This window comes from Candidatus Leptovillus gracilis (assembly GCA_016716065.1).
Taxonomy (GTDB): Bacteria; Chloroflexota; Anaerolineae; order Promineifilales; family Promineifilaceae; genus Leptovillus; species Leptovillus gracilis.
In genome coordinates this window covers 120118-143070 of the sequence record JADJXA010000005.1, presented here as the reverse complement: position 1 = coordinate 143070, position 22953 = coordinate 120118, and the positions used below count along the sequence as shown (strand labels likewise).

Here is a 22953-nt window from a genome sequence, read left to right as displayed (position 1 = left end):
ACGGCCGTTACCCCGCCAACAACTCGGCTAACAAGCCAACCCGCTCATTAAACGCATCAATCAACGCATCCAACTCATCCACATGGCCGTGAATACCAGTCCAATAATCCGGATCGTGCCACTGGGCCAAAATTTCCTCGTAGGTTTTGCCCTGCTGCTCCACCCAGGTGAAATACTTCAGATTATGCACCCGCTTGCGGTCCACATAGGTCAATTCCTGCATATTGTCGGTTGATTCGCCCATCAGGTATTGATGGAACACACCAGAGGCCGCCAGATCAGTAAACGCCCCTTGTTCCTCGGTTAATTCCACCAGACGGCTGGCATACATCTCCATCGAATCCGTAGCAACTGTAACAATGACGTCATTGGCGTCCATTTCGTAGTATTTGGCCGTCTTGATGGCTGCCAGCACATTGGCGACGCTGGAAATACCCAACTCTGGCAGACGGGCGACCAGATCGGGATCCACGCCCAGGTTCACCAGAAACTCCTGGCCGACCGGCTCGTTGAACAGGCGAATCAGGCCTATCGGGCCATTGTCGTCAATGGCGGTGACGATGTCGGTGTTCTTGACGTTATGAATCCAGGGAACGTGTTTGTCGCCGATGCCTTCGATGCGGTGCGCGCCAAAGCCGTTGTTTAGCAGGGTGGGGCATTGCAGCGCCTCGCTGGCGACGATTTTGCTGTGCGGGAACTGCTCTTTCATGTAGTCGCCGCAGGCGATGGTGCCGCCGGAACCGGTGTTGGAGACGGTGGCGCGGAAGCGGTCGCCCTCGCCCATCACCTCGCCCAATACTTCCATCATGGCGCGGCCGGTCACTTCGTAGTGCCACAGGTAATTGCCGAACTCCTCAAACTGGTTGAAGATGACCAGGTCTTGCCCTGAGCGGCGCAGTTCCCAACATTTATCGAAGATTTCCTTGACGTTGCTTTCCGAACCAGGCGTCTTGATGGTTTCGCCGGCTACCGCAGCCAACCAGTCAAAGCGTTCTTTGCTCATGCCTTCCGGCAGAATGGCGATGGATTCGCAGGCCAACAGGTTGGAGTCGTAGGCCCCGCCGCGGCAGTAGTTGCCGGTAGAGGGCCAGACCGCTTTTTGCGTAGTCGGGTCGAATTGGCCGGTGACCAGGCGGGGGACCAGACAGCCGAAAGCCGCGCCGACTTTGTGCGCGCCGGTGGGGAACCATTTGCCCAGCAGCACCACAATTTTGGCGTCAATACCAGTCAGTTCTTTGGGCAGGACCAGGTAGTTGACGCCACCATACTTGCCGCCGCTTTCGGCCGGTTCGTTGTGCCAGTTGATGCGGAAGAGGTTGACAGGGTTCAAATCCCACAGGCCCACTGATTCCAGCCGCGCTTTGATGGCGTCGGGGATGAGGTCGGGGTTGATCATCTGCTTGAAGGTGGGGATGATAATGTTTTGCTCGCGGGCGCGTTCGATGGCCCGTTCCAGTTTGGCTTCGTCGTGAATGGTTAAATCTATTAAGTCGCTCATGGTTTTTCCTTACAATTTTTAGGGTAGGATTTCAAAATAGTCGCAATGATGTGGACGGATGATGGGAAAATCTCGCCGGTCAACGGTTAAGATGTGTTTCACCTGGTAACGTTCGGCCAGGGTGACAATGGTTGCGTCTACAAAGTCTAGTTCCGCGTCAGCATACTGTGTCAGCAGGTTGTTAATTCGCAGCAAATCAGGTGGCGTGATGGAGACCATGTACAAGGATTGCTGCATGAGGCGCAGCATGATGTGGCGCATGGTCGGGTGTCCCAAGCGGGATTGCAGCAGGTAGGCCAGTTCGACGAGAACGGCCGTTGGCAGCAACATCTCACCACGCCAGTCAGCCACCATTTTTACCGCCTGGGCATGATGCTGATCATCCGCATCAAACACAGCATACAAAAAACCGGTATCCAGCAGCGCTCTTTGGTCTGACATCATTCATACTTCTGGGAAACAGACTCAGCCACGATATGTTTTACGTTTGCCGAAGCGCCTTGATAACCCGATTGAATGATGCCTGCCAGGTCTAACAATGTAGCAGAATCCGACGCTGTTGGCGGAAGCTGTAACTGAAAGGGGATTCCTTGCTGCAAGGCGATTTGCTTGAAGTAAAGCAAAATCGCTTGCGAAATAGTCAACCCTAACTCGTCCAGGACAGTTTCAACTTCTGCTTTTAATTCCGGCTCGATACGGGTCGTGATTACGGCCGTTTTCGCCATCTCTCATTCTCCTTTGTGTCACAAATGTATGCACATTGTATAACAAATCGAGAACAAAGTGAACTACAATGTCGCCATAACTTGCTTCAGGCTGTCCAGGTTTGGCTCAACACGATTGGCTGTCGTACCCACCATCTCGACAGATTTCATAGCTCCGGCCACGTCTTTCAGACCGCTGCCGGTGTTCAATACCACAATACGGTCGTCGGCAGAGACAAGACCCAGTTCGACGGCTTTCACCAACCCGGTGTGGGCGGCTGCGCCGGCCGGCTCGGCAAAGACGCCGGTGGCGCGGGCCAGGGCCGGGATGGAGGCCAGAATCTCGTCGTCGCTGACGCAGATGTAGGCGCCGTTGGTTTCGGTAACGGCCGCCAACGCCTTGATACGGTCGCGGGGCAGCCCCGCGCTGATGCTGTCGGCCACGGTGACGCCGGAGACAGGCGCTTTGCTCAGCACGTCTTCGCCGTCGCGCCACGCTTCGTACAGGAAGGCGCTGCCTTCGGCCTGCACGCCGTAGATGCGCGGCATGTGGTCAATCCAGCCCAGGGCCAGCAAATCTTTCAGCCCTTTGTGCAGCCCGCCGATGATGCAGCCATCGCCGACGCTGACGAAGATGGCGTCGGGGGCGTGCCAGTGGAGTTGTTCGCAGATTTCGTACACGGCCGTTTTCTTCCCTTCAGTCATGTACGGGTTAAAGGCCGTGTTGCGGTTGTACCAGCCATACTCGGCCGCCGCTTGCAGGCAGAGCTCAAAGGCGTCGTCATAGGTGCCTTTCACCAGCATCACCGTGGAGCCAAAAACCAGCAGTTGGGCAATTTTGGCCTGGGGCGCTTTCTCCGGCACGAAGATGACGTTGGGCTGCTTCACGCTGGCGCAAATGCCGCTGAGGGCGGCGGCGGCGTTGCCGGTGCTGGCGGTGGTGATAATCGCTGCGCCTTTCTCTTGCGCTTTGACGACGGCCATCACACTGGCCCGGTCTTTGAAGGAGGCAGTGGGGAGACGGCCGTCATCCTTCACCCAAACGTGCTTTAAACCCAACTCGGCCGCCAGCCGGTCGGCTTTGTACAGGGGCGTGCCGCCAATCGTCAGCGGCGGCACGGCCGCGTCCGGCTCCACCGGCAGCAGCGGCTTGTAACGCCAGACAGTCGTGTCCGGGTTCGCGGCCAACGATTCCCGGCTGATGCGCGAACCGATTAATTCATAATCGTAGCGCACATCCAGGATGCCTTCGTTGCCATGATCCGGGCAGACATACTCCACCTCATCCGGGGCATACTCTTTACCACAGATGAGGCACTTGAGGTGTTTGATGTGGTCCATTTTTCGTCCGTGTTTTGTGTTCCGTAATCCGTGTTCCGTAATCCGTAATCCGTTTACGGATTACGGATTACGGATTACGTTTTACGGTTCTATAAACGTCCCCGTCTCGCCGCGCAGGGCGCGGGCGATGTTGGCCGGGTCGGTGATGAGGGCTTGTTTGCCGCCATTTTCCAGGAAGCTGACGACCGCTTCAATCTTGGGAGCCATGCTGCCTGAGGCAAAATGCGTACCTTCGGCCAGGTATTGTTTGGCTTCGGCCAGGGTCATGCGGTCCAGCCATTGCTGGTTGGGTTTGCCGAAATTGATGGCTACTTTTTCAACGGCCGTGCTAATCAACAACAAATCCGCGCCAATCTCTTGCGCCAGGAGTGCCGTCGCCCGGTCTTTGTCAATCACCGCAAACACGCCGCTCAGTTCGCGTAGTTCGCCCTTCTTGTTCTGCACCACCGGAATGCCGCCGCCGCCCACGGCAATGACGATATTCCCAGCATTGGTCAACGTCTGAATGGCGTCTTGCTCTACCACTTCCAGGGGAATGGGTGAAGCCACCACGCGCCGCCAGCCCCGGCCGGCGTCTTCCACCACCTGCCAGCCGTCCGCTTCAAATTTGCGTGCATTCTCTTCGCTCAGAAACCCCCCAATCGGCTTGGTTGGATTCTTGAAACCAGAATCGTCACGGTCTACCAATACCTGCGTCACCACCGACACCACCGGTTTGTGAATGCCCCGGCTGTTCAGCTCATTGCGCAGCGCCTGCTGCAACATATAACCAATCGAACCCTGCGTGTCGGCGCCAATCACGTCCAGGGGCGTCATGTGGACTTCGTGGGCCGCCAGTTCATTACGCCGCAGGATGTAGCCCACCTGCGGCCCATTGCCATGCGTGACGACCAGCGTCCAGCCATCTTCAATCATGTCCGCCAGGTGACGGCACGTTTCGCGCACCGCATCCCATTGATGCGGCACGTCGGGATGATGTTTGTCGGTGATTAACGAGTTGCCGCCGACAGCAACCACAGCCAGTTTATTGCTCATAGTGGGATCTCCTTAAGAAGCGAGAGCAAGAGCTAGAGCTAGAATGATCTAGTCAGTGAAGTTATGGGATTTGGATAAGGTGGTCAGGATGGCAGAGATTTCGTTGGCTTCCTGGTAGTGTTTACGATATAAGTCTCTGTCAAGAAAGCCTCTTTTGCCAATCATCACCATCAAACTGACAACTTCATAAACTGAACCTTTGGCAATGCGAAAAAAGTATTGCTTTTCCTTCATGCTATCTCGTCCGCTACCCTCAGCGATGTTAGTTGGAATGCTCAAGGCCGCACGGCGTAACTGCTCGCCTAACGAAAATTGATACTTTTGAGGTATCTCATCCGCCAAAGAAAACATAGCATCCGCAAAATCAATACTCCGCTTCCAAACCTCCAAAGACTCAAACTTAAAACTCATCTCTCTAGCAACCTCTTACTCTAGCTCTCGCTCTCGCTCTAGCTCATCGTCAGCGCCATGACGGCCTTTTGGGCGTGCAGGCGGTTTTCAGCTTCATCAAAGACGACGGAGTGACGGCCGTCTAACACAGCGCTCGTCACTTCGATGTCACGGTCGGCTGGCAGGGGGTGCATGTAGATGACGTCATCCTTACCACGAGCCATCAGCGCATCGTTGGCAATCCAGTCCTGATATTTGTCCTGAATGCGCTTGCCTTCGTCCGGGTCTTGGGTGGTCAGCAGCGGCCCCCAGGATTTGGCATAGATGACGTCCGCATCTTCGCAGGCTTCTTGCATGTCGTGGACCACTTCAAAACCAGTGTTGTATTTGCGCGCCATTTCCCGCGCCTGATCCATAATGTCGGGCATCAATTCAAATTCCGGCGGATGGGCCAGCACCACGTCCATGCCAAAACGCGGCATCTGCAAGATGAGCGACTGTGGCACGGACATCGGCTTGAGATAAGAAGAAGCATACGCCCAAGAGACAACCATTTTCTTCTTGCGCAGGTTACGCCCTTTCTTTTCCATGATGGTCATCAGGTCGGCCAGGCATTGGTGCGGGTGGTAGATTTCGCACTGCATGTTTAGCACCGGCACGCGGGAAGCCTGGGCGACCAGATTCAGGTAGCGGTTGCCTGTGCCATAGGTCACGTGGCGGATGGCAATGCCATCGAAGTAACGGCCGAAAATCTCGCCCATTTCTGTTTCGGTGTCACCGTGGGAAATCTGGGTGGTGCGGCTTTCGATGAAAGCGGCATGGCCGCCCAACTGCGCCATACCGGCTTCAAAGCTGCCGCGGGTGCGCGTGCTGGAGAAGAAGAAGAGCATCGCCAACACTTTGTCGCGCAGCAGCGCGTGCGGTTGGCCCAGCGCCCGTTTCATCTTCAGGTCCCAGGCCACGTCCAATACAGTTTCGACCTCTTCTTTCGAGAAATCGAGGTCACCAATTAAATCCCGTCCTCTTAATCCTGTTTGCATGATGCTTCTCCTTAATTTGTAGGACGATTTTCCAAATCGTCCCCGGCGCGATTTTCTAAATCGCGCTACAAAGTTATGTTATAATTTGCCAGAAATGTGATGGTATTGGTTTGTTAGTTTGTTGGTTGTTAGCCAACTAACAAATCAGCCAACCAACAAACCCACCTGCTTACTTACGGAAATAGCCTATGACCACATTACTTATGCCAACGCCTGAAACAAAAATAGTGAATGGTGGGCCGCAACTCTGGCGTATCAGCGTGGCGCGTTACCATGAGATGATTGCCGCCGGGATGCTGACCGAAGATGACCGCCTGGAGCTTTTAGAAGGGTTCATGGTTGAAAAGATGACGGTCAATCCACCACACAGCTTTACTACTGACCAGATTCGCGATGAGTTAACGGCCGTTCTCCCTCCCGCCTACTTTGCCAAATCACAACAACCCATCACAACCACCGACAGCGAGCCCGAACCCGATGTCATGATTGTTGCTGGCACAAAACGAGATTTTGTCGCCAGACACCCTGCCCCGGAAAACGTCGCTCTCGTCGTTGAAGTGGCCGATTCCACGCTCTACCAGGACCAAACCTGGAAAAAGCGCATTTACGCCCGCGCTGGCATTCCTGTCTATTGGATTGTTAATCTGACCGAGCGGCAGATTGAAGTTTATGCTCAGCCCTCCGGGCCAACGTTAAACCCCACGTATCACCAACTCGTCACTTATCATGAAGCCGATGAAATCCCTGTCGTCATCAAGGGCACAGAAATTGCACGGTTGTCTGTGCGCAATCTATTACCATAAAGTTGGTTAGTTGGATGGTTGGTTGGTTGGTTTGTTCTTTCACCAACCCAACCAACTTACCTTTCTTACTCCGTCACGCCCAAGACTAGCGCCAACAACGCCATACGCATGACAACGCCGTTGAACGCTTCTTGCCAGTAACGCGACCAGCGGGTGATGTCCACGTCGGCCGGAATTTCGTCCATGCGCGGCAGCGAGTGCAGCAGGATGGCATCCGATTTGGCCTTGGTGCTGAGCAGTTCACGGGTGATCTTGTAATTGGAGGGGGTCCAACCCACTTCGCCTGTGCGCTCGTCGCGGGATTTGGTGTAGTCGGGCTGCACCACCGGCTCCACCAGGATGACGTCGGCATCGGCGATGGCCTGTTCCACGTGGTCCGCTTCTTTGTAATCCAAGCTGTAGTTTGCCAGGTCGGCCTTGAATTCGTCGGTCAGGGACATGTCGGGCGGGGAGACGAAGGTGATGGGGCAGTCGAATTGGGACAGCCCATAGGCCAGGGAGTGCATGGTGCGCATCCGCATGTCGCCGACAGCCAGCCACTTCAAACCATCAATGCGCCCTTTTTCGCGGTAGATGGTGTAGAGGTCAGTGAGGATTTGGGTGGGATGTTCGCCCCAGCCATCGCCACCATTGATGATCGGCACACTGGCCCATTTGGCCGCTTCGTGTGGCGCGCCTTGCTGGAAATGGCGCATGACGATGACGTCGCCGTAGAACTCCAGCATCTTGACGGTGTCTTTGATGGTCTCCTGGTAGAAATCGCCGGCGCGGGTCATTTTGGCGTCGGAGAAGCCGGTGACGCTGCCGCCCAGGCGGAGCATCGCTGCTTCATGGGCCAGGCGGGTGCGGGTGGAAGGCTGGTAGAAGGCCGTCACCAGGGTCTTGTGCTTCAGCAAATCGCTGTTGCGCCGGTTACGGGCGATGGGTTCTAACTGTTCGGCTATCTCGAAGACGCGGAAAAACTCGTTACGTTCAAAATCTTTGAGGGACAAAATGTCCCGACCTGCAAAACTTCTCATGATCTTTCTCCTTTTTGAAATTCGGGACGGCCGTTCCGCCCCATGTTCAGTGTTAATAATCCTGGGAAAGTCCGGCTGCGCTGTGGCAGCCAGAGCAAATCAGCTTACACCGCCGGTCGCCGGATGAGGCGAAAGCGGAGTAAATCATCCCGAAAGTAGGATGTTGATTTCAGAATAGGGGCGTTGTCGTCGTTGTAGCCGATTTCGTGCAGCGAAATGAGGGGGGTGTGGGGCTGCATGTGCAGCACATGGGCCAAATCGTCGGAGGCCACCAGCGGCACAATCTCGGAGAGATAGTAGCTGAAGTGTTGACGGCCGTTTTCCCACATAAATTCATAAACCGGCGTCACAAAACCTTCATCTGTATAGGGCTTTTCGATGTAGCGCGTGGGGATGTAATTGTAAGCCAGAATCACCGGCTGATTGTCGGCCAGAAACAGCTTGCGTACCACCAGCAGTTCCTCCCCTTCAGCCAGATTCAACTCGGCGGCAATGTCTGCGTCGGCTGGCCGGGTGGAAACTTCCAAAATGCGCGTAGAAGGGAGGTAGCCATGCGCCGCCAACATCGCCTCATAAGACCAGACCTCGTCCAGCCGCGATTTGATCTGCAAGCCCGCTTCATTGATGAAGGTTCCCGCGCCCTGCTTGCGGTAAATGACGCCTTCATTCTCCAGGCGGCTCAGCGCATCGCGGATGGTGGTGCGGCTGACTTTGAGGTCGGCGGCCAGGTCGGTTTCGGAGGGGATACGGCCGTCTACAAACACATCATCCAGTATCATCTGTTTGATGTGGGACCGGGCCAATTCAGTGAGGGAAGGGGTGCGCTTTAGCATTTGGTACTATCATCATATCGTATGGTTGTATGACGAATTTTACTGCTAATACCAAATGGTTGTCAACCTTTTTCCGGGCAATTTTACTCCCAGAAACCCAAGACATGACATTTGTCATGCCCGTGGCGAGCAAACTCATGACAGACTGCCAGGGCGTGTTTCATTCAGTGATGGCTTGTGCAGGGCAGGATGATGTGGGTTGGTGTTCGCCGCAGCGGATGGCATCTTCTCCGCGCCATCTCGCCCGATAAACGCCTGTCTGAAACACTCCCTTATAACTATGTACTCATCTAGCCGCCTGTCGGAGAACTCAGGATAGGTACACGGATTGAACGGATTCGACGGATTTTTACGGATAAATCACCAGAAAATCGGTGTAAACCCGTTAAATCCGTGTCATCCGTGTATCCATTTCTACTTTTCCGACAACCTGCTAGAAATCATAAGGCCCAGATTGGACCAATCTCCAAGACTGGTCCAATCTGAAAAGATTGCCGTGCCCCTCCCCAGCCCTCTCCCGCCAGGAGAGGGCTGGGGAGAGGGGTTTACTGGCTTTCTCAAGCCTTCGCCCCACACTCGCCGCAAAACTTCGCGCCAGGGTTCAGCTTTGCGCCGCATTCCGTGCAATGCGCCTGGGCCTGAATCTTGGCGCCACATTCCGGGCAAAACTTTAGGTTGCCTTCCAATGGGGCGTTGCAGCTGGGGCAGGTGGCGCGCACTCCTTTGCGCCAGCTTTCCTCTTTCAGCATCGCCCGGTCTTCCTCGGCCATTTGTGAATGCGCCCATACCTCTTCGACTGTGCGGCTGGCCTGTGCGGCGGCCATTTCCACGCCCAGGTCGGGGGCGCATTGTTTGCACAAACCTTTGCTGTTGTTCCAACAGCTTTTACGGCACACCCAGCCGGAGCAGCGCGGACATTGGATAAAATCGGGCTTCAACTGCTCCATTGCTTCCGTGAACGCCTCGTCGTGGGCCTTTTCCCAGGCGGCTGTGCGCGCACGCTCGCCCAAATCGGCCGCCCGGCCAAAAATGCCGCCAAATAAGCCATTGGCCGCGTCCAGGGCGCTGCTGACTGTGCCCAACGCCGAAGCGCGGAAACGGGTGCGGTAGCCGGTCCCGCACCGGTCGCAGTAAAACTCAAATTGGAAGCCTTGATTGGTGCTGAGGTCTGAATAGTTGCGGGTAAATTCAATTTTTTGGCTCATGGTTTTTGTCTCCCACCAGATGAATGTGTCTTGCTGTTTGTCAATAAGACCTGCTTCAATTATATGCGTTCTGCGGCGCATTAAAAGGGGGGTGACGGTTGACGAATCATCCGTGATCCGTCATCCGCTGCTTTTAGAGGTTGACGTTGATGGCGCTGCCGGACTCGTAGCGGCGCAGGCCGTAGTAGAACATAGCGATGGCGATGAGCCAGATGATAACGGCTGTACCAATGAGCAGCAGCAGGAGACGGCCGTCTTGAAAGCGCACGATGTCCACCGGCACGGCGGCCACAAAGGCTGCCGGGATGATGGTGTAGAGCATTACCCGCGCCGCGCCGCTGAATAGGCCGTTGGGATAGAGCGCAAAGGTGAGCATGGCGTTGGTCATTTGTTGGCTGGCGTATTGGGCCGCGCCCATGTAAAAGGCCAGCGACCCGCTGATCACCGAATAACCGACGAAGATGATGGCTGAGAGAACGGCCGTGATTAAAAACAACCCTATCTCCACCAGCGTAAAACGGCCGGTAAAACTGTAGGCAATCAACCCAAACACCACATCGCCCACCGTTGAGACCGTCATCCGCGAAAAGATGACGTGCAGCAGCAGGTTGCGTGGAAAGACCAGGTAATAATCCAGCCGCCCCTGAGCGATGAGGTAGGCTAGATACTGCCGCGTATTCCCGGCGAACATAAAGCCCAACCCATACCCCAGCGTGGCGATGGCGAACAACAAAAATATCTCGTCTACGTTGTAGCCGCGCACCGTGCCAAACTGGTTGAAGAAGATGATCCAGAAGACAAAGTAGATGCCGTTGTTGATGAGCATCCCGATGATTTGCGAGATAAAGCTGGCCCGGTATTCCATCGCCGAGGCCAGATTCACGCCCGCCAGGGCGCGCAAGAAGGTAAGTTCTGCTTTTACTTGGTTCATGTTTTAGTTGTTGGTTGGGAGTGGATAGTTGTTAGTTGGGAGGTCGCTGTCAACTAACAACTAACAACTATCCACTATCCACTATTTTAACCGCCATTGACCACCAACTGCCGGATTGCCCAGCGGTACTGCCGCCAGAGGGCCAGGCCGAAGATGCTCAGCCAGATGATTTGCAGCGCGATGATTTGCCAGAACTGCGCCCAGGTGAAGGCCACAAAGAGTTTGGCCGGGGCGTAGGTGGTCAGGTTGAAGGGCAGCACGCGGGCAATGGGCTGCAACCAGTCCGGCAAAAAGTCCAGCGGCAGCATCAACCCACCCAGAATAAAGACGAGCTTCTGGTAAATCAGCCGGAAGGAGGCGGTGTCTTCGGTGACGAAGGCCAGCAGGCCGATCATGCTGAAGGCGAAAAAGTCTAGCAAGACGGCCAGAACGCCCACCAGCAGCACCGGTAGGGCGTGGGCCGGGCTGAGAGTGGGCCAGCCAGCGTAGTAGACCACCAGTGGCAGGCCGAGGAGAAAGATGAAGAACATTTTGACGGCCGTTTCCCCCAGCCCATTAAAAAAATGATAGGCCAGGTAGTTGTACGGCCGTGTCAGCGTGTAGGCCACTGAACCATCCTTCACCTCCTCGCTGATGCGTTCGTCGTGGCGCATTTTGCCCAGTTCCAGCGTCTCGGCAATGAGCAAGTACCAGATGGTCGCCGACAGGCTGAGTCCGGCGATTTCGGTGACGCCCTGAGATTCGTAAACGGCCGTCCACAACTGCACAAAGACAAACATAATCAGCACAATAAATACTGCCCGGTTCAACGCCTCCCAGACGTAAGCCAGTTGGTTCTGCAAGTTCGTCAGCGTGATGGCCGCGTATTTGGTGGTGGTTAAGCGTAGTTGGCTCATTTTCGTATTCCGTATTCCGTGTTCACTGTTTATAGATTTCCCGAATAATCTCCTCCAGCGGTGGGTCGGTGATGGTGATGTCTTGGACGGATTGGGTTGCCATCACTTGCTGGACGACGGTTTCGACGGGGATTTCACGGCCGTCGAACTCCAATTTCACCCCATGCGTCCCCTGCTTCAGCGTCCTCACACAGGGTAGGCTGAAAGGGGCGGTCAGCGGTTCGGCGAAGCGCACGCTGAGGATTTTGCGGCGCAGGTATTGGCGCTTGAGCGCCGATGTGCTGTTGTCGTAGATGATGCCGCCATGATTGATGATGACGACCCGCTTGCACAGGCTCTCGATGTCGCCGGCGTCGTGGCTGGTCAGGAAGATGGTCGTGCCTTCCTGCTCGTTCAGGTAGCGGACGGCGTCGCGGATTTGCTGTTTCGCCACCACGTCCAACCCAATCGTCGGCTCGTCGAGGAAGATGATGCGCGGCCGGTGCAGCAGCGAGGCGGCGATCTCACACTTCATGCGCTGCCCCAGGCTGAGTTTGCGCACCGGCGTTTGCAGCAGATCGGCGATCTGGAACGATTCCACCAGAAAATCGCGCCGCTGCTGGAACTGCTTCATGTCCAATTCATAGATGCGGGCGAACAGGCGGAAGGTGTCTTCGGCCGGCAGGTGATACCAAAGCTGCGGCTTCTGCCCAAAGACGGAGCCGATGTGGTAGGCCAACTGGCGGCGCTCTTTCCAGGGCGTATAACCCAAAACCGACGCCTCGCCACCAGACGGGAACAAGATACCGGTGAGCATCTTGATGGTGGTAGATTTGCCCGCGCCGTTGGGGCCGATGAAGGCCAGCATTTCCCCTTTGGGCAGCGAAAAGGTGATGTCGGACACGGCCGTTATCTCCTTCTCCTCCGCCCGCCACAACGCCTGTACGCTGCCCCGCAGCCCCGGCGCTTTCTGCTTCACTTTAAACGTCTTCGCCAGACCGGATACACTTACAACAATGTCACTCATAGTACACCTACTTGCTTAAGGGAGATTAGAGATTGCGAGAATCTCCAATCTCCATTCCGCTATTACAACAAAAAAGGCGCGGTGGGTAGCACCGCGCCTTTGAAAAAACTCCTTCTCCTCGGAGGGCTGTTATCGCCCGAACCTACATCCTGTTCCCTGTTTTTCCAAACACGCGGCAGCGGCCGTATCACAACCCCAAATCTGAGGGGTGTAACCGGTCATAACAACTAAGGCGGTAACAAAGGAAGCGTGTTTGGCAAACATAGTGAGGGCAGTCTAGCATGGGGGAACGGCCGTTGTCAAGACAGAATTTTCGCCTGACAGTCCCAAAGTCTCCAGGACTTTGGGACTGTCTACGGCTAAACCGACTCCAAGATTGATTGGCCCAATCCTCTTTACTTACCCGTGTATTCCAGCAAACTCACTCCGGTCATCTCGGCCGGTTGATCCAGGCCCATCAGTTCCAGCACCGTGGGGGCCACATCGGCCAGTTTGCCGCGTGGTTTCAGGTTGATGTAGCCATCGTAGCCGATGACGAAGAAGGCCACCGGCTGGGTGGTGTGGAAGGTGTGCGGGTTGCCGGTGAACTCGTCAATCATGCGGTCGCAGTTGCCGTGATCGGCCGTTACCAGAGCCACGCCCCCCTTGGACACAATCGCTTCAGTCAGTTTGTGAACGCATTCGTCCACTGTTTCCACAGCTTTGATGGCCGCTGCCAACACCCCCGTGTGCCCCACCATGTCCGGGTTGGCAAAGTTGACCAGGATAAAATCGTCGTCGTGGGTGGCGATGCGCTTCAGGATGGCCTCGGTGAGCAGGTAGGCGCTCATCTCCGGCTGCAAATCGTAGGTGGGCACTTTGGGCGAAGGCTCCAGATGACGCTCTTCGTTGGCGAAGGGGGTTTCCGCGCCGCCGTTGAAGAAGTAGGTGACGTGGGCATACTTTTCGGTTTCGGCGGCATGGAACTGCTTCAGACCCGCCTTGCTGACCACTTCGGCCAACACATTAACCAGTTCCACTTCCGGGAACAGGACCTGCACCGGGTAATGGGAATCGTAGTTGGTCATGGTGATCAGCGTCAGATCGGGGATGTAGTTGCGGGCGAAGCCGTCGAAATCGGCAAAGGCGAAGGTGGTGACGATCTGGCGCATCCGGTCGGCGCGAAAATTGTAGAAGACAACGACATCGCCGGGCTGGATGGTCACGTCGCGGTCGCTGTTGATGGCCACGGGCAGGATAAATTCGTCGGTGGTTCCCTCGGCGTGGGCTTGTTCGATGGCGGCGCGGGCGGAAACGGCCGTGCGTCCTTCATGCCCCTCATGTTTGGCAATCGCTTTATAGCCCATCTCAATGCGCGGCCAGCGTTTGTCGCGGTCCATGGTGTAATAACGGCCGCTCACCGAAGCTACGCGCACCTGTTTGGTTTGCTGGTACGCCTCCAGCGGCTTGAGGAAATCTGTACTGCTGTGCGGCGGTGTATCACGGCCGTCGGTGATGATGTGCAAAATCGGCTCCACGCCGTGCGCGTTCGCCATGTCCAGAATGGCAAACATGTGTTCGCTAAAGCTGTGGACGCCGCCCGGCCCAAACAGCCCGATGACGTGCAGCTTGCCGCCGGTCTTTACCTTGTCAATCCCGGCCACCAGCGCCGGCAGGTTGTTAAACGAGCCATCGCGGATGGCCAGATTGATGCGCGTCAGGTCCTGGTAAACGATACGCCCGGCTCCCAGGTTCAGATGACCGACCTCGGAATTGCCCATCTGCCCTTCTGGCAGCCCTACCGCCTCGCCGGAAGCGTCTAACACCGAGCGCTCCAACGTCCGGTTCCAGCGGTCATAGTTGGGTGTGTTGCCCAACACCACCGCATTACCATGCGCATTTTCCCGAATACCCCAACCATCCATGATGATGAGGGCGACGGGTTTGTATTGTTTTTTCATGAGATGTCTAGCTCCTGAACTGTGAATTATGAGTGGTGAATTGTGAATGGTGAAGTGGAAGAGGGTCTCTGGACTTCATACTTCACCATTCACAATTCACAATTCAAACTTCACCTGATTGTAGCAGATGAGACGGCCGTCTGAAACAAAAAAAGACGATGGGCTAAAAACCCATCGCCTTCTGTGCTCCTCAGGTTGGACTCGAACCAACAACCCTGCGGTTAACAGCCGTAACTGGGACGGTGGTCCGCTTTACCGCAACTTGCCAGTGTAGCCCGTCAGCTTCGCCGCTACGCCCATTTCACTATCATCGACATAGTCGTAAGCACGGGTGGTCTGTATATTGGCATGGTCCACCAACTTGCTGGCGATTTCTAAGCCTACGATTTTACGGGCGCGAATCACCTTCGCGTGACGCATTGAGTGAGGGCGAAACGGCTGTATCCCGGCCTGTTCGCAGCGGCATGCAACCATTTGAGCCAGGGTAGGCGTGGAAAGTTTGCCAGGCTCACCACCCCGTGCCCAACTATTAAACGCCCAGACCACGTTAAACGGCCGTTTCTTGATCCACAATCTGTACAACTCGGCCGTCGCATCCGTGACATGGTACGTGCGGTCATTGGTTTTGCCATAGGCGGTAAAAGAGTAGGTGGGCGCCGGCTGACTGAACACTATGTTTAGTCGGCGGGTACTCAGATTACATAGCTCGCCGGCGCGGCAACCCGACTCGTACAGCAACATAATGGCCGTCAGGTCGTGAAGTGTCTTGTATTCCTCATAAGCCCATCCGGCATTCTCAGCCTGCAGCGTGCCAAACAAGTCGCGGTAAAGCGACCCTCCTAACGAATCAGCCAGGTGTTTGATTAGCCCTCGCATGTCGGATTCCTCAGCATGATGCTTTTCCTTCACCGGCCGGGGCTTCTTCAGACGGCGACCGTAATCATCACTAATCAAGCCAGATTTGTACAACCACGAAATGAACTGCTTCAGGTCGCCAAAGACGGGCCTGATAGTTCCAGGACTGTAACGGTTGCGCAAATCCTCGGCATAGGCCATTAAATCGGTCGCAGACGTTTCTGCGACCGGCATGTTGCCCAGAGCGTCACCGTAAGCTACCAGGCTGCGATATAGATGCACCATTGTCGCCTGACTAACGTCGGGTTCGCGCTCACGCAAAAATCGTTGAACAGCATCCAATAAACTGTCTGTAGGCTGATTTGCAGACAAAAAGTCTGACATCTTCCGATAAGTCGTTTTCACATAAACCTCCAGTAATGTGTTGTCGCCAGCCTATAGGCGTGTTTGATAAAGCACACATTTTACACGGGCGCTTCATTACCGGTGATCTTTCGGATATTCAATTTATTCGTTTTATTTTTGCGGGAATCCGCATCGCCTAGTCAGAAATTATCCTAGCACAAAAATTCTAAATTGAGGTCGCATGATGAAAATCGAAATAAGTCAATCTGCTCTCATCGCTGCCCTGGTCCTTCTAGCCGTAGATGCGGTGGTCTTCGTCATTATGTTTTACACCCTCGGCCGCATCTGGCGGCGCAACGAAGACGCACGCAAAACGGCCGGTATTACTGCCGTTTTGATTTTGGCTTTCACCGGTATCCCCTTTGGCCTAATGGACTTGAAATCCTGGCTGTTCTTCAGCCTGCTATTTGCCGTCGCCGGCGGCGTGGCTACCGGCCTAAAAATTACTGAGCAGACAAGAGCGCGGCGAGAATGGGAACGGGAGCGAAGAAATGGCGGGAAAGGATGATGAGGTACTGGCCCAACTGGAAAACGAACTCATGTTTTTTGGTGGCCTGTTGCGCGATGTGACCAGGGCCATCACGCAGTTGGACCTTCACAATCTAGACCTGGCGATGATTGATTTATTGGATATGCACGACCTGATTTTAAGCAAGAAGTTAGACGCCAAAGTTGCCTACGACCGGTATCAGGAAAAGAAGCGCGCCGCCGGGAACGGGAATCCCTCGGCGGCGCAAGACTAGGGCGCTGGGACGCGCTGCGGTTTCACAATTATAGCACGGCCGTTCTGTTTTTCGCTACCCTGGACGTGGACGGGGCGGAACTTACCCCCGCCTATGAATACCTCTAGTACGCCGGGGCGGCGGATGCGGCTTTCTTCTACTTGTGGAGTTTACGCCGGGGGTTCTTCCCAAAAACTCCGGTCTTTAACATCGATACCTATTGGGCGTGGCCTCCCCAACGTCAGGGGAATCAAGGCAACGGTGTGGCACTCGCAGGGCCATGAATCTGCGACGTACAACGCCCGACCCAACAATCGTTTTTGCGGCGCTATACAAATGCACCCCCCGCTACCAGCGCCGGGCGGGGTGCACTTTAACAGGGTTCGTATTCACAGGCTGACGGCCGTTTCGGTCCACGCATATCCCCAGGCGTGGTCACTGGCACGGAAGGGCCGTCAGCCTGTGGCGACGAGCCGCCACATTTTTATCAGCAACCGGTCGGGGCAGGCCCGACCACCAGATGAATTGACGATGGCAAACGGATTTGCCGGCGGGCCTGCCCCCGCCGGCGCACAGAAAGGGGAACGATTATGGACATAGCAATAGGCAACACTGTTGAATGGGTGAAGCGCAGCCGCAAAGGCAAAACAGTCGAACTCCAGGTGGTAACAGGCACGGTCGCAGAGGTCCGCGACGATCACGTCGTCATTAAGGGCAGAAACGGCCGTCGGCGTCGCCTGCCGATGGATTGCATCACGGCCGTTAACGGCATCCGCGTCGAGCGCCCGGATGCTGACGAGGAGGCGCAGGATGGCGCAGGAGGTAACTAATGGGTAGCGTTCGAACGGTCGAGTTTAGCGGTCCAGGATTTTCAACTGGCCCAATCACGATGTCCGACCTGGACCGGGCAGTGGCTACGATGACGGAGCCAAAGAAATACAAAAACGGTGGGCCATATGTTTACATCGCAACAGGGCCATACTGCACCTGCGTGAAGGCTATGCACCCGCTGGGGGGCGACCTTAAAGCCGCCGGACGTGTACTGGCCGAGTGGGGCAAGGCGGGGTGGATGGTGCGCACCGTCTCCAAAATGTTTACCAACGTCGTTGTTTGCCCACACGAACCCCCAAAAGAGGCCGAACCGCTGGTCTACGTGGCCGAGAAATACTGCGGCTGCTGCGTTGGCGTTCAGCCGCCAATTCCTGGGGGTGAGGCGGGCGTAGCGAAGGTGCTGCAAGTCTGGGCTGAACAAGGGTATTACATTCAGTCCGTTCCCCTATCCGAAGTGTACATCGAGCCAGTTTGCCCTCACGAACCCCCCAAAGAGAAGCAAGAAATGCTGCCCGGCCTGGCCTCGGCCGATATGGATGGTTACGACGAATGAGCGAGCACGACGAGCAAGCAGCCCTTTTTGGCTGGGTCGAGCTGCAGGCCAATCTTTACCCGCCGCTGCGGCTGCTCCACGCCATCCCCAACGGCGGCCACCGCCACCCGGTAGTAGCCGCCAAGATGAAAGCCGAAGGTGTCAAACGGGGAGTACCAGACCTCTGTTTGCCGGTAGCCCGCGGCGGCTTCCACGGGCTGTACATCGAGATGAAGTTTGGCCGCAACCGACCGAGCGACGAGCAGCTTTGGTGGCTGGAAGCGCTGGCCGGTCAGGGGTACAAGACGGCCGTCTGCTGGAGCTTCGAGGCAGCCCAGCGCATCATCCTGGAATACCTGAGACTAAACCCGTCGGAGCGACTGTATGCGCAAATTGCCAGCACCGAAGCTGCCAGTATTTCGTGAAGCAGCCGACGAGGTAACCGTGAGCAACGCAGAACCAATCATTGACTGCTACAGGCAGCGAATTATGGACGATTACCGACTCTCAATCATGCACACCCGATTGTATGACCACTGGCGGCCGATTGTTGGCGCGCCAACAGCATACCGGCTGGCGATGACCGGCTGGAGTAGCGAGGCGGAGTACCAAGAGCTGAAGCGGGAGACAGGGCAGATATGAGTTGGCAGGCAATGACGGCCGTGCGGCTGCACTCCTCATTCATTAAAGAGCGCGACTTTGGCGCTTACCGTGTCCTGGAGGCCATCGCCGACCGATCCGATGAATTCGGTGTCTGTGGTGTAGTGGGCAACACCAAGCGGTGTTTGAGCTACTCTGGCATTGCCAAAGAGGCCCGTGTCCACCGCAACACCGTCTACAACCTCATGCCCGCGCTGCTGGAATCCGGGGAGTTGGAAATTGTCGAGCAAGGCGGCGACGGTCGGGGAGCCTGGACCGTTTACCGGGTGACGATAGTTGAGAAATTGGCACAAGGCGATGTGACGTTTATTCAAGGAACGTCACAAGGAGCCGCGCTCACCGCAGAACTGGCCCCGGAATCGTCACAACAGCCCGCCGAATTGTCACAACTCATGGCTGTGACAATTCGCCTTGTGACGATAGTTGAGGAATTGTCACAACGGGTAGAAAGATTGTCACAACAGATTGAAAGAACGTCACAACAAAAACCAGAAACGTCACAAGGTATCGTCACAAGTAATGGTTGTGATCGTTCCGTAGAGTTCCAAGAGAGTTCCGTAGAGTTCCTGGGAGAGGGGAGCGCGCCCAGCCCGCGGACGGCCAACACCGTTCACCCGGATTGCCCTTACCCGCAAACGGATCAGGAAACGGCCGTTGCCACCCACCCGGCGATTTGGGCCTGGCTTGAGGCAAGTATGGCCTGGCCTGGCTTTGAAAGCGCGGCGTATATCACCGAGCGCCTGGGCGAAACGCCTGACGCCGAAGCGCTCAAAACGGCCCGGCAGCTTTGGAATTTGAGCAACAACAAGCCGGGCAATGCCATCGGCATTCTGGACTGGTACGACGAGCTTCGCTTAGACCCGGAGTGGACGCCGAAAAAACGTTTTGCAGCCAAAGGCAAACAGGCAGCGCAGCCCGCGCCGTCGGCCGGGATGAAGCCAATTGCCCCCGGCCTTTACTGAGGATTTAGAGGAGTATCATGAATCAGCAACTTGCCAACGCCCAGGCGGACCTGCTGGCCCGCCGCCCAAAACAAAACGGCCGTCTCCCGGCCCCCATAGCTGCTATCCTGAACCAGGCGGCATCCCCCGCTACCCCGCCTGACATTGCCCCTGTGGCAGCAGACGCCGCCCCGGCGCGTTTGGCTGACCTGGACCCGGACTGGCATCCGCTGGTTGAAGTTGCCGTGCAGGCCGCCCGCGCCTGGCAGAACCGCCGCCGGGCGCAAATCGCCGCCGGGCGCAAGCCCAACGCCAGCCTGGTGCTGTTGTCAACGGCCGTTCCCGGCGACATCACCCGCACTGGCTACGGTTGCGGTAAGACCCACATTGCCCGTGCATGCCTCTGGTCGGTCGCCTATGTCATGGATGGTCAGCCCATTGCCCCGGCCGGCAAGTTTTTTGTGGCCGGTGACATTATCAACCGTCTCGATGGCGAAACCCACGCCAGCAACGAGGTGGCCGATGCCTCCATTGTAGTCGTGGACGACGTGGGCGCTGAGGGGTTCATCCCATTCGTTAGCCAGGATGAATACAAACAGGCGCTGGAGCGCCACGCCCGCTACTTCAAGTTGGTGGATTACTGCTACTCATCTGGGGTTAGCCTCATTTTCACCGGCAACCTCAGCCTGGACGCCCTGGCCGCCCACGTAGGCGGCCGTACCTGGAGCAGGCTGCTACAGATGGCCCCGGCCGGTTTCATGGTCAATCTCTCTGGCGTGCCCGACTATCGGCGCAAGGCCGGAGGTCGTTAGCAGTTTTTAAACTTAAGAGGAGTATCTGATGACCACCAGCACCTTGCCCCCCTGGGGCGAGTTAATGGACACGGCGATCAACCCACTTTTCGCCGTTTCACTATATCTGGGCGAGCTTGAGGAAAGCTACCCAGACGAGCCACGAATCCAACGAGCGCGATTCCACCTAAGCCGTGTAGACCAGGCCATCAGAACGTCGGCGAAGCGTTGGGAGACCGAGAGTAAGTCAGTTCAAACCAAACAAGGAGTATCTCATGTTAATTTACGTCCCCCTTTCACAAATTGATGACAATCCCTTCCAGGCGCGCCAGGAATACGGCGACATCGCCGACCTGGCCGGCCGCATCGCCGCCGCCCGCGCCAACTATCCGGACAGTTATGGCTTGATGCAAATCCCGCGTGGCCGGGTCATCTTCCGCAATGCCACCGAGCCAAACGGCAAGGTTTACAGCGTAGCGAAAGCACTCACCCTGACCGACAAAAACCGCGTCCTGTACATTGACCCGGCCGTGCGCGTCCAACTGGCCTTCGGCCACCGCCGTTTGCGCGCCTTCCGCCACCTGTGGGGAGCGCAGGAAATCGGCTATGAACGCGGCTGGTTCCCGGTTCATATCGGCGAACTGAACGACGAGCAAATGCTGGATGCCGTCTGGTCCGAGAACCGCGAGCGGAAAGACATCTCGGCCGTCGAGGAAGCTGAATTGTTGGCGCGCAAACTATCTCAATCCAAGAGCCAGCGCGAAGTGGCCGAAGCCTGGGGCGTGGACCGTTCCACCGTCGCCAATCGCCTGCGCCTCCTGGAACTGCCGGCCGAAGTTCAGCAGGCCAACCGTGACGGCCGTCTGAGCGAGCGCTCCTGCCTGGCCCTGGCTCCGGTCCTGAAGCTGAAGGAGGCCGTGCCAGGGGACAAATGGAAAAAGGACTACTATTCGCCAGAGCCGCCGGCCGCGTACGTCAGCAAGCTGCTGGAAAACCCTAACGGCACAACCAGCGAGGACATCCGCAAATATGCTGAGCGTGCCATCAAACACGCCGGCGTCTCACTCCCCAAGTTTGTCGCCGACTTCGAGACGGGCGTCAGCGGCAAGATTTGTCAAAGCACCTGTCGTGGCTGCGGCTATCGCGTCAACAACCACTGCATGGTTTCCGCGTGCCTTGCCGAAAAGGAGCAGGTCATCGCCGAATGCGTCCTCACCGACGCGGCCGATGAGTTGGGCGTCCACATCAGCGACCGGGCTGAGGACTTCGCCGATTATGAAGAGTACAAAACTCGCGCATTGTTGGCAGCCCTCTGGAAGGGCGGTCAGCAGCCTGGCACAAACTTCGTGATTCGCTGGCAGCCCAGCGGCGCAATGGTACGGCCGTATGGCGAGCGTGAACTGCTGTGGGATGACCACCGATTCGACAATGAAGGGCGCGCCGGCATCGCCCTGGGCCATCGCGGCTTTCTGCCGTTGCATCTTCTTCCAAGCGAGGCAAAGGAAAAGGTCGAGGACATCGCGTCGGCCACCGACCGGGCCGCCTGGCGTAAAGAGGCCGCGAAGTTGGGCAAAGAAGTGGAAAAGCGGGCGAAGGCCGCGATGGTGGACGCGCTTTACCTTCCGGCCGGAGACGCGGCCGGCATCATCGCCGCGTTGATGCTGGAGCCAAAAGACGACGCCGTCGACGGCTTCGATGGCCTGGAATACGAACCGCTGCTGAAGCAGTTCATAGCATTCATGTGGGACAAAGGTCGCGGCATCAAGACGTACTACGACGGCTGGCGGCAGGTTCAACTGGTGCGCCGGCTCCTGAGCCGCGCCGGGCTGAATGCGGACAAAGTCACATCGACCGGCATGCCCCTGGCCGACATGCGCCGCGCCGCCATCCTCGCCTTAGATTTTTGGTACGAACGCCGCAACTATGGCAGCTACGACTGGCCGGACTGCAAGATCGCCCTGGATGCCGCTTTGGCCGCCATCCATCCCATCCACGACTTGCCGGAGGCCGAGGCCACCGAGTTGCTCAACCTTGACTACGAATTGCGCCGCGCCCTGCGCGACATGGAGACCCGGAAAGAGAAGGATGCCCTGGAAGCGGCCGAGGCGGCGCTGCGCAAGGCGGAGCGCGAGACATCCAGGAAATTGACGGCTGCAAACCTCGCCGGAGATGAAGACGGGGATCTGTACAGCGACGAGGACGACTACGACTACGACGCCGAGATTTGCAGAGAGTTGGAGGAGGAAGCGCGAGCGTGACCATCATCCTCCGCAGCCAGCAATTGCTCACCATCGTCGCCACCGGCGGCGTCATCGTCCCCGAACCGTCAGCCGCCCTGGTCGCCGCCTGGCTCACCTGCAGCAACTGCGGGCAGCCATACCCACTGCGGCCAGGGGCCAGTGCCTTCCTGATGAACGATAGCTGCGTTCAAGTGCGTCAGGGATTTGTTGAAGTTTGCCCACACTGCCGGCATGAGCATCTGCCCGGCAGCCACCTGCTCATGACCTAAAAACAAAACGGCCGGTGTTATCAGCACCGGCCTACCGTGACCGCAGGGCATTTGGGGTAACGGCCG

Annotated in this window: 26 protein-coding genes; 11 read left to right on the top strand and 15 right to left on the bottom strand. The window is 56.7% G+C overall.

Features of this window, described 5'->3' with window-relative positions:
- Positions 1-7: 7 nt before the first annotated feature.
- From IPM39_15340 to IPM39_15310, 7 genes are all read right to left on the bottom strand, one after another.
- On the bottom strand, positions 8-1498 hold the full coding sequence (locus IPM39_15340) for a pyridoxal-phosphate dependent enzyme (GenBank protein ID MBK8987427.1): 1491 nt from the start codon (positions 1496-1498) through the stop codon (positions 8-10).
- A gap of 18 nt (positions 1499-1516) precedes the next feature.
- The gene (locus IPM39_15335) at positions 1517-1942 is read right to left on the bottom strand and encodes a PIN domain-containing protein (GenBank protein ID MBK8987426.1); all 426 of its coding nucleotides are present in this window, start codon (positions 1940-1942) and stop codon (positions 1517-1519) included.
- The gene (locus IPM39_15330; GenBank protein MBK8987425.1) at positions 1939-2223 is read right to left on the bottom strand and encodes a type II toxin-antitoxin system RelB/DinJ family antitoxin; all 285 of its coding nucleotides are present in this window, start codon (positions 2221-2223) and stop codon (positions 1939-1941) included. The genes IPM39_15335 and IPM39_15330 overlap by 4 nt, the downstream gene beginning before the upstream one ends.
- A gap of 63 nt (positions 2224-2286) precedes the next feature.
- Entirely contained in the window at positions 2287-3543 is a 1257-nt protein-coding gene (locus IPM39_15325; GenBank protein ID MBK8987424.1) for a threonine synthase, read from the bottom strand.
- A gap of 81 nt (positions 3544-3624) precedes the next feature.
- Positions 3625-4578, bottom strand: a complete 954-nt coding sequence (arcC, locus tag IPM39_15320; GenBank protein MBK8987423.1) for a carbamate kinase — start codon at positions 4576-4578, stop codon at positions 3625-3627.
- 48 nt (positions 4579-4626) lie between these two features.
- Positions 4627-4989 carry a four helix bundle protein gene (locus IPM39_15315; GenBank protein MBK8987422.1) on the bottom strand — a complete coding sequence of 121 codons (363 nt, stop codon included), beginning with the start codon at positions 4987-4989 and terminating at the stop codon, positions 4627-4629.
- 38 nt (positions 4990-5027) lie between these two features.
- The gene (locus tag IPM39_15310) at positions 5028-6008 is read right to left on the bottom strand and encodes an ornithine carbamoyltransferase (protein ID MBK8987421.1); all 981 of its coding nucleotides are present in this window, start codon (positions 6006-6008) and stop codon (positions 5028-5030) included.
- A 188-nt stretch (positions 6009-6196) separates the two neighbouring features.
- Here IPM39_15310 and IPM39_15305 point away from each other — a divergent pair, with 188 nt between their 5' ends.
- On the top strand, positions 6197-6811 hold the full coding sequence (locus tag IPM39_15305) for a Uma2 family endonuclease (GenBank protein ID MBK8987420.1): 615 nt from the start codon (positions 6197-6199) through the stop codon (positions 6809-6811).
- 65 nt (positions 6812-6876) lie between these two features.
- On the opposite strand, the gene pyrB is transcribed toward IPM39_15305, so the two are convergent.
- The 8 genes from pyrB to IPM39_15265 form a co-directional block, all read right to left on the bottom strand.
- Positions 6877-7830 (bottom strand): aspartate carbamoyltransferase, encoded by a 954-nt coding sequence (gene pyrB / locus IPM39_15300; protein ID MBK8987419.1) that lies wholly within the window; start codon positions 7828-7830, stop codon positions 6877-6879.
- Between the two features lie 104 nt (positions 7831-7934).
- The gene (locus IPM39_15295; GenBank protein MBK8987418.1) at positions 7935-8663 is read right to left on the bottom strand and encodes a GntR family transcriptional regulator; all 729 of its coding nucleotides are present in this window, start codon (positions 8661-8663) and stop codon (positions 7935-7937) included.
- 557 nt (positions 8664-9220) lie between these two features.
- Entirely contained in the window at positions 9221-9868 is a 648-nt protein-coding gene (locus IPM39_15290) for a zinc ribbon domain-containing protein (GenBank protein ID MBK8987417.1), read from the bottom strand.
- A 133-nt stretch (positions 9869-10001) separates the two neighbouring features.
- Positions 10002-10799: an ABC-2 family transporter protein gene (locus tag IPM39_15285; protein ID MBK8987416.1), complete on the bottom strand. Its 798-nt coding sequence runs from the start codon at positions 10797-10799 to the stop codon at positions 10002-10004.
- A gap of 86 nt (positions 10800-10885) precedes the next feature.
- A complete protein-coding gene (locus tag IPM39_15280; GenBank protein MBK8987415.1) occupies positions 10886-11695 on the bottom strand; it encodes an ABC-2 family transporter protein in 810 nt (269 codons plus the stop codon).
- A gap of 22 nt (positions 11696-11717) precedes the next feature.
- Positions 11718-12701 carry an ATP-binding cassette domain-containing protein gene (locus IPM39_15275; protein ID MBK8987414.1) on the bottom strand — a complete coding sequence of 328 codons (984 nt, stop codon included), beginning with the start codon at positions 12699-12701 and terminating at the stop codon, positions 11718-11720.
- Between the two features lie 395 nt (positions 12702-13096).
- Positions 13097-14641 carry a 2,3-bisphosphoglycerate-independent phosphoglycerate mutase gene (locus IPM39_15270; GenBank protein ID MBK8987413.1) on the bottom strand — a complete coding sequence of 515 codons (1545 nt, stop codon included), beginning with the start codon at positions 14639-14641 and terminating at the stop codon, positions 13097-13099.
- Between the two features lie 252 nt (positions 14642-14893).
- Positions 14894-15901 carry a site-specific integrase gene (locus IPM39_15265; protein MBK8987412.1) on the bottom strand — a complete coding sequence of 336 codons (1008 nt, stop codon included), beginning with the start codon at positions 15899-15901 and terminating at the stop codon, positions 14894-14896.
- Positions 15902-16082: 181 nt separating this feature from the next.
- On the opposite strand from IPM39_15265, the gene IPM39_15260 reads away from it, so the two are divergent.
- The 10 genes from IPM39_15260 to IPM39_15215 all read left to right on the top strand — a co-directional run bounded on the left by IPM39_15260 (position 16083) and on the right by IPM39_15215 (position 22887).
- Positions 16083-16409 carry a hypothetical protein gene (locus IPM39_15260; GenBank protein MBK8987411.1) on the top strand — a complete coding sequence of 109 codons (327 nt, stop codon included), beginning with the start codon at positions 16083-16085 and terminating at the stop codon, positions 16407-16409.
- Positions 16393-16644 carry a hypothetical protein gene (locus tag IPM39_15255; protein ID MBK8987410.1) on the top strand — a complete coding sequence of 84 codons (252 nt, stop codon included), beginning with the start codon at positions 16393-16395 and terminating at the stop codon, positions 16642-16644. The genes IPM39_15260 and IPM39_15255 overlap by 17 nt, the downstream gene beginning before the upstream one ends.
- A gap of 569 nt (positions 16645-17213) precedes the next feature.
- Entirely contained in the window at positions 17214-17453 is a 240-nt protein-coding gene (locus IPM39_15250) for a hypothetical protein (GenBank protein MBK8987409.1), read from the top strand.
- Positions 17453-18007, top strand: a complete 555-nt coding sequence (locus tag IPM39_15245; protein ID MBK8987408.1) for a hypothetical protein — start codon at positions 17453-17455, stop codon at positions 18005-18007. Before IPM39_15250 ends, IPM39_15245 begins: the two co-directional genes overlap by 1 nt.
- Positions 18004-18411: a VRR-NUC domain-containing protein gene (locus tag IPM39_15240; protein MBK8987407.1), complete on the top strand. Its 408-nt coding sequence runs from the start codon at positions 18004-18006 to the stop codon at positions 18409-18411. The genes IPM39_15245 and IPM39_15240 overlap by 4 nt, the downstream gene beginning before the upstream one ends.
- A gap of 64 nt (positions 18412-18475) precedes the next feature.
- On the top strand, positions 18476-18628 hold the full coding sequence (locus IPM39_15235) for a hypothetical protein (protein MBK8987406.1): 153 nt from the start codon (positions 18476-18478) through the stop codon (positions 18626-18628).
- Entirely contained in the window at positions 18625-19608 is a 984-nt protein-coding gene (locus IPM39_15230) for a hypothetical protein (protein ID MBK8987405.1), read from the top strand. The genes IPM39_15235 and IPM39_15230 overlap by 4 nt, the downstream gene beginning before the upstream one ends.
- Before the next feature lie 17 nt (positions 19609-19625).
- The gene (locus IPM39_15225) at positions 19626-20399 is read left to right on the top strand and encodes a hypothetical protein (protein MBK8987404.1); all 774 of its coding nucleotides are present in this window, start codon (positions 19626-19628) and stop codon (positions 20397-20399) included.
- Between the two features lie 254 nt (positions 20400-20653).
- On the top strand, positions 20654-22636 hold the full coding sequence (locus IPM39_15220) for a ParB/RepB/Spo0J family partition protein (protein ID MBK8987403.1): 1983 nt from the start codon (positions 20654-20656) through the stop codon (positions 22634-22636).
- The gene (locus IPM39_15215; GenBank protein MBK8987402.1) at positions 22633-22887 is read left to right on the top strand and encodes a hypothetical protein; all 255 of its coding nucleotides are present in this window, start codon (positions 22633-22635) and stop codon (positions 22885-22887) included. Before IPM39_15220 ends, IPM39_15215 begins: the two co-directional genes overlap by 4 nt.
- Positions 22888-22953: the final 66 nt, after the last annotated feature.

What these genes read in the sequence shown, in the direction of transcription:
- IPM39_15220 (MBK8987403.1), top strand. Translation starts at nt 20,654, where the DNA reads ATGTTAATTTACGTCCCCCTTTCACAAATTGATGACAATCCCTTCCAG.
- IPM39_15335 (MBK8987426.1), bottom strand. Translation starts at nt 1,942, where the DNA reads ATGATGTCAGACCAAAGAGCGCTGCTGGATACCGGTTTTTTGTATGCT.
- IPM39_15230 (MBK8987405.1), top strand. Translation starts at nt 18,625, where the DNA reads ATGAGTTGGCAGGCAATGACGGCCGTGCGGCTGCACTCCTCATTCATT.
- IPM39_15245 (MBK8987408.1), top strand. Translation starts at nt 17,453, where the DNA reads ATGGGTAGCGTTCGAACGGTCGAGTTTAGCGGTCCAGGATTTTCAACT.
- IPM39_15225 (MBK8987404.1), top strand. Translation starts at nt 19,626, where the DNA reads ATGAATCAGCAACTTGCCAACGCCCAGGCGGACCTGCTGGCCCGCCGC.
- IPM39_15310 (MBK8987421.1), bottom strand. Translation starts at nt 6,008, where the DNA reads ATGCAAACAGGATTAAGAGGACGGGATTTAATTGGTGACCTCGATTTC.
- arcC (MBK8987423.1), bottom strand. Translation starts at nt 4,578, where the DNA reads ATGAGCAATAAACTGGCTGTGGTTGCTGTCGGCGGCAACTCGTTAATC.
- IPM39_15260 (MBK8987411.1), top strand. Translation starts at nt 16,083, where the DNA reads ATGATGAAAATCGAAATAAGTCAATCTGCTCTCATCGCTGCCCTGGTC.
- IPM39_15275 (MBK8987414.1), bottom strand. Translation starts at nt 12,701, where the DNA reads ATGAGTGACATTGTTGTAAGTGTATCCGGTCTGGCGAAGACGTTTAAA.
- pyrB (MBK8987419.1), bottom strand. Translation starts at nt 7,830, where the DNA reads ATGAGAAGTTTTGCAGGTCGGGACATTTTGTCCCTCAAAGATTTTGAA.
- IPM39_15295 (MBK8987418.1), bottom strand. Translation starts at nt 8,663, where the DNA reads ATGCTAAAGCGCACCCCTTCCCTCACTGAATTGGCCCGGTCCCACATC.
- IPM39_15325 (MBK8987424.1), bottom strand. Translation starts at nt 3,543, where the DNA reads ATGGACCACATCAAACACCTCAAGTGCCTCATCTGTGGTAAAGAGTAT.
- IPM39_15280 (MBK8987415.1), bottom strand. Translation starts at nt 11,695, where the DNA reads ATGAGCCAACTACGCTTAACCACCACCAAATACGCGGCCATCACGCTG.
- IPM39_15235 (MBK8987406.1), top strand. Translation starts at nt 18,476, where the DNA reads ATGGACGATTACCGACTCTCAATCATGCACACCCGATTGTATGACCAC.
- IPM39_15255 (MBK8987410.1), top strand. Translation starts at nt 16,393, where the DNA reads ATGGCGGGAAAGGATGATGAGGTACTGGCCCAACTGGAAAACGAACTC.
- IPM39_15250 (MBK8987409.1), top strand. Translation starts at nt 17,214, where the DNA reads ATGGACATAGCAATAGGCAACACTGTTGAATGGGTGAAGCGCAGCCGC.
- IPM39_15340 (MBK8987427.1), bottom strand. Translation starts at nt 1,498, where the DNA reads ATGAGCGACTTAATAGATTTAACCATTCACGACGAAGCCAAACTGGAA.
- IPM39_15240 (MBK8987407.1), top strand. Translation starts at nt 18,004, where the DNA reads ATGAGCGAGCACGACGAGCAAGCAGCCCTTTTTGGCTGGGTCGAGCTG.
- IPM39_15330 (MBK8987425.1), bottom strand. Translation starts at nt 2,223, where the DNA reads ATGGCGAAAACGGCCGTAATCACGACCCGTATCGAGCCGGAATTAAAA.
- IPM39_15270 (MBK8987413.1), bottom strand. Translation starts at nt 14,641, where the DNA reads ATGAAAAAACAATACAAACCCGTCGCCCTCATCATCATGGATGGTTGG.
- IPM39_15290 (MBK8987417.1), bottom strand. Translation starts at nt 9,868, where the DNA reads ATGAGCCAAAAAATTGAATTTACCCGCAACTATTCAGACCTCAGCACC.
- IPM39_15315 (MBK8987422.1), bottom strand. Translation starts at nt 4,989, where the DNA reads ATGAGTTTTAAGTTTGAGTCTTTGGAGGTTTGGAAGCGGAGTATTGAT.
- IPM39_15285 (MBK8987416.1), bottom strand. Translation starts at nt 10,799, where the DNA reads ATGAACCAAGTAAAAGCAGAACTTACCTTCTTGCGCGCCCTGGCGGGC.
- IPM39_15305 (MBK8987420.1), top strand. Translation starts at nt 6,197, where the DNA reads ATGACCACATTACTTATGCCAACGCCTGAAACAAAAATAGTGAATGGT.